Annotated in this window: 1 protein-coding gene and 1 pseudogene; both read left to right on the top strand. The window is 73.3% G+C overall.

Features of this window, described 5'->3' with window-relative positions; all coding sequences use genetic code 11:
• Positions 1–209: 209 nt before the first annotated feature.
• Positions 210–620: a chorismate mutase gene (locus FNQ90_RS22110; protein WP_407699424.1), complete on the top strand. Its 411-nt coding sequence runs from the start codon at positions 210–212 to the stop codon at positions 618–620.
• Positions 621–1,511: 891 nt separating this feature from the next.
• Positions 1,512–1,724 (top strand): annotated as a pseudogene (locus FNQ90_RS22105) (hypothetical protein); the annotation flags it as partial.

Here is a 1,724-nt window from a genome sequence, read left to right as displayed (position 1 = left end):
CGGCATACTCGGGGGCATGTTCCGGCGCGCGTTCTTTTTCTTCGCCTATGGCACCGGCTCGGCCGGCTGTCGGGCGAAGCGCTGCGTGCGGTAACGACCAGCGACTCTCCGGACGCCCCGGGCCGATCCAGGCCCGGGGCGTCCGTCGTGTGCGGGGAGCCGGGCCGGGTGGCCGGCGGGGTGTGCGGACCGATGAGGGAGCTCACACCATGACCACCATGACCACCACCACGGGCACCACGGGCACCACGAGCACCACCGGCGCCACGAGCGCGGGCACCGTCACGCGCCCCGTCCCGGACGAGGACACGGGATCGGCGGCGGGTCCCGCCGCGGAGGGGTCCGCGACGGACCGGACGGGGGCGCGTACCCCGGCGGCGGCCGGGGAGATCGGTGACGCACGTCGGGTGATCGACGACCTCGACGAACGGATCATCGGGTTGATCCGGGAGCGGATGGGGATCTCCGAGCGGATCCAGCGGGCCCGGATCGCCTCCGGCGGACGGCGGGTGCACCTGGCGCGCGAGATGGAGGTGCTGCGCCACTACGGGGACGCGCTCGGTCGTCCCGGCACCGACCTGGCGATGATCATGCTGGAGCTGGGGCGGGGGCGGATCTGATCGGGGCCGTTCCGGGGCGCGCGGATCATCTTCACGCGCCCGGCGTGTGCGACCGGGCGGGGCCGTCCGGTCGCGTACGGGCCCGCCCCGTGTCACCCGTACGGCACGTGACCGGGGCTCCCGGGGGTTCGTTGGACCGGATGCCTCCGGGTCGTTGAGACGGTCGGGGCCCCCTCCGGTGTGGCGAGGGGGTCACGTCGTGGGACCTCGCCCCGGAGCGGTGGCCGGACAGCAGGGGACAGCGGACCGGTCACGAGGGACGGTCGACCCCCGGGACGCCGGGGGTCGACCGTTTCCGTTCGTCGCACCCGGCGGATGGCGGCGGTCGGCGTCCGGCGGGTCGGTGGCCGCCGGACGGGTATCGGCCGGGCCCGCGCCGGTGTCACACGCGGTCACCCCGGCACGACCCAAAGTCGATCATGGAAGCCGAGGCCGACTCCGTGCGTGCTCGGGGCCGTTTTTTCTCCGAAACGCGACCGTTCCGGTACTTGCCCGGGGGCCCCGGATGACTGAGGATTCAAGGGCATCCTCGGACTGTCAGTGGTCCGATCGCGGACGGCGACGCCACCCCCCGGGCGTCGCCCCACCGGCACCCGTGCCGCCCTGTCGCCGGTGCCGGCCGGGCCCCGGCGTGACGTTCTCCCCCCGGAACGCGCGCCGGGGCCTCTCCCGTTTCCGCCCGGAGGGGTCCTCCGGGGCGGCCTCCGCGAGCGGCCGGCGAACCGGCGGGAAGACGGGTCCTACCCACTGGGGACTCCGGTACGCACCCCGTGGAGATCGTGACTTTTCCGTGACCGAAGCCCCTACAACCGATCTCCTGTTCGGCTGGTCACACTTGGCGTCACTTCGGATGCGGGAGTCCCTGAACCCGCTTTGAACAAAGGGACCTTGATGAAGCTTCGTCGCGCGATGGCGACAGCAGCGGCCACGGCCGTGATTGCCCCCGCCGCCCTTCTGGCGGCTTCCCCTGCGTACGCCACCGAGACGCAGGATGAGACCGGCAGCTCCGAGACCGGGGCGCCCGTCGAGGAGAAGACCGGCGACGAGATCGTCGCCGAGGAGAGCGCCCAGCCGCTCACGGATGAGCCCGCCCCCGCGGAGCCC

The organism is Streptomyces alkaliphilus, assembly GCF_014141535.1.
GTDB classification, from domain to species: Bacteria; Actinomycetota; Actinomycetes; order Streptomycetales; family Streptomycetaceae; genus Streptomyces; species Streptomyces alkaliphilus.
This window is presented reverse-complemented; position numbering and strand designations above follow the sequence as displayed.

Bases quoted from the DNA above. Each gene is read 5' to 3' on its own strand.
- FNQ90_RS22110 (WP_407699424.1), top strand. From the start codon at position 210: ATGACCACCATGACCACCACCACGGGCACCACGGGCACCACGAGCACC.